At 67.0% G+C, this 5256-nt stretch carries 7 protein-coding genes and 1 pseudogene; 3 read left to right on the forward strand and 5 right to left on the reverse strand.

Going from position 1 to position 5256, the window contains the following annotated elements; genetic code table 11:
* Window positions 1-470 (forward strand): annotated as a pseudogene (locus VML93_RS22345) (hypothetical protein); the annotation flags it as partial.
* Between the two features lie 4 nt (window positions 471-474).
* Window positions 475-1272: a class I SAM-dependent methyltransferase gene (locus tag VML93_RS22350; protein ID WP_325614412.1), complete on the forward strand. Its 798-nt coding sequence runs from the start codon at window positions 475-477 to the stop codon at window positions 1270-1272.
* 7 nt (window positions 1273-1279) lie between these two features.
* On the opposite strand, the gene VML93_RS22355 is transcribed toward VML93_RS22350, so the two are convergent.
* Window positions 1280-1954, reverse strand: a complete 675-nt coding sequence (locus VML93_RS22355) for a sensor domain-containing protein (RefSeq protein ID WP_325614414.1) — start codon at window positions 1952-1954, stop codon at window positions 1280-1282.
* Window positions 1951-2475 (reverse strand): helix-turn-helix domain-containing protein, encoded by a 525-nt coding sequence (locus tag VML93_RS22360; RefSeq protein ID WP_325614416.1) that lies wholly within the window; start codon window positions 2473-2475, stop codon window positions 1951-1953. The genes VML93_RS22355 and VML93_RS22360 overlap by 4 nt, the downstream gene beginning before the upstream one ends.
* Window positions 2476-2683: 208 nt before the next feature.
* Here VML93_RS22360 and VML93_RS22365 point away from each other — a divergent pair, with 208 nt between their 5' ends.
* Window positions 2684-3145, forward strand: a complete 462-nt coding sequence (locus VML93_RS22365) for a WhiB family transcriptional regulator (RefSeq protein ID WP_325614418.1) — start codon at window positions 2684-2686, stop codon at window positions 3143-3145.
* Here VML93_RS22365 and VML93_RS22370 read toward each other — a convergent pair.
* The 3 genes from VML93_RS22370 to VML93_RS22380 are packed head-to-tail and all read right to left on the reverse strand — an operon-like array spanning window position 3142 to window position 5192.
* Window positions 3142-3714: a TetR/AcrR family transcriptional regulator gene (locus VML93_RS22370; RefSeq protein ID WP_325614420.1), complete on the reverse strand. Its 573-nt coding sequence runs from the start codon at window positions 3712-3714 to the stop codon at window positions 3142-3144. The genes VML93_RS22365 and VML93_RS22370 overlap by 4 nt on opposite strands.
* Entirely contained in the window at window positions 3714-4163 is a 450-nt protein-coding gene (locus tag VML93_RS22375; RefSeq protein ID WP_325614421.1) for a hypothetical protein, read from the reverse strand. Before VML93_RS22375 ends, VML93_RS22370 begins: the two co-directional genes overlap by 1 nt.
* 39 nt (window positions 4164-4202) lie before the next feature.
* The gene (locus VML93_RS22380) at window positions 4203-5192 is read right to left on the reverse strand and encodes a DEDDh family exonuclease (protein WP_325614423.1); all 990 of its coding nucleotides are present in this window, start codon (window positions 5190-5192) and stop codon (window positions 4203-4205) included.
* Between the last annotated feature and the right edge of the window lie 64 nt (window positions 5193-5256).

Below are 5256 nucleotides of genomic sequence, written 5' to 3' on the forward strand. Positions count from 1 at the left end.
CCGACCAGGCCACCGAAGCGTTCAGCGACACGGTCCGGGCGCCGCTGATGGCCGAGGCGGTCGAGCTGGCCATGCACAGCATCACCGCGGCGATCACGGCCCTGCCGGAGCCGTCGGACCCCGACTTCACCCCTAGAGCCAGCACCATCCTGGCTGATCTGCGCAAACTCGAGAGGTTGGCGGCCAACGCCGCGCGGAACGCCAAAGGCACGCCGTCCGTCGTCCTGGCGTTGAGCAGCGTGCGCCGCACCTACAACGACTTGATGACACGCGCCGCGCGATCACCGCGGGCGACGTTGGGCCAGCGACTGCACGGGGCCCGCCATCGCGCCGAGATCAGCCTCGAAGAGGCCGCCAACGCCGCAGGCCTGCCGATCGCCGTCCTCGAAGAAGCCGAGGCCGACCGCCCGATTCCGCCGGATGCCGCCGAGGCAATCACCACCCTGATCGCTCAGCTGACGATGAGCTGATGCCATGGACTGGCTGGAAACCAACCGTGCCCATTGGGACGAGCGGGTCCCCATCCACGTGGCGAGCGACTTCTACGACGTCGATGCTTTTCGGGCGGGCCGGTCTTCGCTGCGCGACTTCGAGATCACCGAATTGGGCGACGTAACCGGCCGGCGCCTGGTGCATTTGCAGTGCCACTTCGGCCTCGACGCACTGTCGTGGGCCCGGCGCGGTGCCACCGTGACCGGTGTGGACTTCTCCGCGCCCGCGATCGACGCCGCCCGCCGCCTGGCCCAGGAGATTCGCGCCACCGACGCGCACTTCGTCGTCTCCGACGTGTACCGCGCCGCCGAGGCACTCGACGGTCAGACCTACGACATCGTCTACACCGGGCTCGGCGCGCTGTGTTGGTTGCCCGATCTGACCCGCTGGGCCCGCGTCGTCAATTCACTGCTGGCACCCGGCGGCACGTTGTACCTGGCCGAGTTCCATCCAGTCACCGACATGTTGGGCGACGACGGTCGCACGATCGAGCTGGACTATTTCAGCCCCGATCCACAGATCTGGGACGAGCCCGGCAGTTATGCCGACTTCTCGGCTCCCACCGAGCACAACCGGAGCGTCGGCTGGCTGCACCCACTTGGTGAAGTCGTCAGCGCCGTCGCCGGTAGCGGGTTGCACATCGACTTCCTGCACGAGCACGACACCACACTGTTTGCTCGCTATGCCGTGTTGAAGCGTCTCGACGACCAGCGCTTCGGTTTCCCCGCGGGCCATCCGCGGATCCCCTTGATGTACTCGCTACGCGCCCGCAGGGCGTGAGTGCGCCTCACAAACGGTTACCACCCGCGATCGCATTGACCAGACGCGCCGCCTGATCGGTGATCCGGGAGCCGGTGACCCGGACGTCGATCACCACATTGTTGGTCGCGCGCATCGCATGTGAAGTGCGCCATCCCGACACCGAGTCCACCTGGTCGGCATCGACCACCTGCACCCCGTCGACCACTCGCGAGGTGCCCATATTCCAGCGGCGCGTGGGCTTGTCCTTCGACGTGATCGTCAGCACCGCGTTTTCGCATGGCTTCCACGCGCGCACCGCTGCGGCGACGAATGCCTGTGCGGCACCTGGATTTTCGAACGCGACCACCGCCTCGTCGATGTTGCGCCGCGCGGCCTGGTCCGTGTCGTCCAGCCGTGCTCCACGCATCTCCCCGTAGTGGCTGCCGTGGTAGGTCGGTTCCATCGCATTGGCGGTCAGCGCCAGACACTCCGGGCGCGAGTACACGTCGCCCTCCGGCCATCCGGGCAGCGTGCGGTACCGGTAATACGTCCGCAGGGTGGTGCTGCCCATGATCGCGTTCACCGCGGACTCGTCGGCCAGCATGGCAACCAGCTGGTCGACCGCCGGCGGGGAATCAGCGTGCTGCGCCGGACTGGCACACGCCGTCATGGGCGCCGCGGCGACCAGCAGGACGGCAACCGCACACCGCAGCCGGTTCATACCGGGGCCCTCAGCTGGCTTAGCAGCTCGATCGCCTCGCCGCGCTCGTCGTCGTCCAGCCAGGGCAGCACCTTGATGATCGCGTCTTCGGCCTGACGCGCCGAGCGGGTGATCTGGGCGAGCAGGCCCTCCCGCGCCCGCGGTTGCATGCCGTGGCTCTGGCGGACCAACTCGGCCCTCATCTCCAGCACCTGCCGGGCCATGGCGAAGCGGTCGGCGGCGGCTGCGTCGGGCCGCGGCCGCGTCGGCGTCGGCACACCGCCGTCCAGCACCACGTCGATGCTGCCAGTTTGCCACTGCAGCACCCGCTCCAACGCCCGGCGCACTCGCGGGCTGAGTCGCCCGGCTCGGTTGTTCTCCAGCGCACGCAACGTCTCGACCGACGGACCCCCCCGCTCGGCCACCTCGGTTTGAGTCAGGCCCAGCTCGGTGCGACGGTCGCGCACCTGCTGGCCCAGCTTTTCCCACAACATGACGTCCACCATCTTGCCGCATTGGCCGGTAAAAATCGGTGAGGTCACCGCAGCGTCCCGTCGGCACTCCACAGGCCCATCCACCCCGGTACGCAGCCCACTTGACCAGGGTAAATGAACCCATCCGCCGATCACCATGGCCATTGCAATGTCGTCCTGATTGCCGAGAAGTCCGGTTGGCCGATGCGCAGTTCCGGTAAATACTGCTATATTCACCGGTAATTACCGGTTAATACCGACAGTGGGGAGCGATGCGATGAGATCACAGTTCCGATCCACCGAGAGGACCGACACCATGACCAGCGCCGAACAAGCCGCCCGGCTGGGACCCAGCGACTTCCAGCACCTGCTCACCGTCGGCGGACGCCTGTATGAAACCGAGGCTGTCACTCCCTGCCGGGCCGACACCGACCCCGCCGCCGGCCGCGACCTGTGGTTCTCCCCGTTCCGCGATCGCGAACAAGCCGCCCGCCAATGCCTGGACTGTCCGTTTTTGGGCCGCTGCGGCTACAACGCCGTCGTCAGCCGCGCCACCCACGGCGTGTGGGGCGGAGAGGTCCTGCCGGGCGACAAACCCGGCGAACTCGAACCCATCTACGCCCGCCTGCTCGCGCAATTCGAAGCCCGCCGGTCGATCGAACTCGGCCACGCCCCGGCACCCAAGATGCCTAACACCAGCCCGCGGCGTCGGGCACGTCCGCAATCCAAAGCAGCTTAGGTCTCGAAGAAGCCGTGCAGCAGTCGGTCGACCAGTCCGACCGGGTCGTCGCCGCCATCGGGGCCGGGAATCGTGAGCTTGCTGAACATGTAGCCGTTCAGCAGCCGGCTCAGCTCCTCCATCTGAAGGGGCGTTGGGCTGAACCCGGCCGCCTCGAAGATGAGCGTGGCCGACTTCACCGCGGCGGCCTGTAGTTGCAGCAGGAACGGCTGCAGCTCCGGCCGCCGCGTGCCCTCGATGAACAGTTCGAACCGGGCCAGCGTGTAGCGGCGCGCTTGGTCGTCGGGATCGGCGAGCATCCGCGTGACGAGCGCTTTGACGCCCTCGCGGGTGAGCGACCCGACCGCGGCTTGCAAAAACTCGACGCGTTGCCAATGCAGGTCGACGGTTCGAGCCGCCGTGGCTTCGAGCAGGGCCTGACGCGTCCGGAAGTAGTTCGAGGTGGTACCTGCGGGCAGACTCGCCCGGTCGTCGACGTGGCGATGCGTCAGAGCCCCGACGCCCTCGTCGGCGAGTATGCCGATGGCGGCGTCGAGGATCTGCGCGCGGCGTTCCGGATTCGGGGGCATCAGTCTTTGTAGCGCAGCCGCCAGAACATCGTCAGGAACGCGGGGTAGACGGCGATGAGCAACAGGTAGCTGAACCACATCGGAAACCAGGTGACGAACGAAAGGTCATCGATCACATAGTCCAGGTAGATGTGCAACGGCACGCTGCCGGCGATGTAGACGAGCGACCCGGTGAACAGCACCCGGTGCCGCTTGTTCGCGAACCGCACGCGCCGCCACACCAGGGTGCCGGTGACGGCCGCATACGTCATCGGGACGAGCAGGATCCGGTCCGTCCTCAGCGTCACCACGTGCTGCAGAGCGGCGGCGTCGCCGAAGATCACCCGGTAGGTGTGCATGGCGAAGCCGATCGAAATGGTCAGCATCGCCGCTTCCCGGAAGAAATAGCCGTGCTTGCGGTAGAAGCGCCACCAGGACTTCTGATGTACTACATCTGTAGTGGTTGTCATGCTAAGACGGTACCACTACAGGTGTAGTGGTGACAAGGCTCAGAAGAGCGCGAACTGTTCGTCGACCATCGCAGTGTCGGTGAAGTCCTCCATGTTGCGGCCGCCGAGGACGGAGCCGACGCTGTCCATGAACTGCGCGTCGGAAACCACCGGCACCCCCAACTGCAGGGCGTGATAACCCTTGCCCTGCTCGGGTGTGCTTTCGTTGCAGACCACCAGTGAGGTCTCGCGGTCGACGTCATCGCTGTAGGCCAGCCCGGCATGCAGGATGCGCTCGACGAGCTCCTCGTGGGTCCGGCCCACCTCGGCGGCCAGCGCCACCCGCATGCCCTGTACCAGCGGCCTGCCGCGGACATACCGGCCCGGGTTGAGGTACGGACACGGCATCCGGGACGCCAGTGCCTTGAGCGGCCGCAGCTGGTCGTGGGTGACCCGGCCGTTGGGCCAGCGGCGCCGAGTCACCGGATGCACGGGCAGCCAGACGTCGCGTTCCCGTGCCCGCCGCAGTGCCGCCGCCAGAACCCCGGTCAGCACCATCGCGTCGTCGAACGCGTCGTGTGGCCGCAACTGACTCACACGCCAGTGCGCCGCCAACGTCTCCAACCGCAGGTTTTCGATGCCGAGATCCAGCCGGCGGGCCAGCTCGACCGTGCACATGACGGTGTCGACCGGGAGTTCGGCTTCGGCGATCTCGGCCTCGGCGGCCAGGAAGGCGTAGTCGAACGCGACATTGTGTGCCACCAGCGTGCGGCCACGCAGCACTTCCACCACATCCCCGACGATGTCGGCAAACTGCGGCTGGTCTTCCAGCATGGCTGCGGTCAGGCCGTGCACATGGGTGGGACCGGGGTCCACGCCCGGATTGAGCAGGCTGACCACGGATTGCTCGACTCGGCCGTCGGCGTCGAGGCCCAGCGCCGCGATGCTGATGATCCGCGCCTGACCCGGGCGAAAGCCCGAAGTCTCGACGTCGATGACGGCCCAACCCTCTTCCGGGTGCCTGGCCGGCCGTCCCCAGGTGTGGCTCATGGCTTGAGGATGGCACGGCTGGGCGACATCGTTGCTTCGCTGCACATCGTGTCGTCGCACAAAT

It is taken from the genome of Mycobacterium sp. (assembly GCF_035499775.1).
Taxonomy (GTDB): domain Bacteria; phylum Actinomycetota; class Actinomycetes; order Mycobacteriales; family Mycobacteriaceae; genus Mycobacterium.

Coding starts and splice junctions, on each gene's coding strand:
- VML93_RS22350 (WP_325614412.1), top strand. CDS start 475: ATGGACTGGCTGGAAACCAACCGTGCCCATTGGGACGAGCGGGTCCCC.
- VML93_RS22355 (WP_325614414.1), bottom strand. CDS start 1,954: ATGAACCGGCTGCGGTGTGCGGTTGCCGTCCTGCTGGTCGCCGCGGCG.
- VML93_RS22365 (WP_325614418.1), top strand. CDS start 2,684: ATGAGATCACAGTTCCGATCCACCGAGAGGACCGACACCATGACCAGC.
- VML93_RS22370 (WP_325614420.1), bottom strand. CDS start 3,714: ATGCCCCCGAATCCGGAACGCCGCGCGCAGATCCTCGACGCCGCCATC.
- VML93_RS22375 (WP_325614421.1), bottom strand. CDS start 4,163: ATGACAACCACTACAGATGTAGTACATCAGAAGTCCTGGTGGCGCTTC.
- VML93_RS22380 (WP_325614423.1), bottom strand. CDS start 5,192: ATGAGCCACACCTGGGGACGGCCGGCCAGGCACCCGGAAGAGGGTTGG.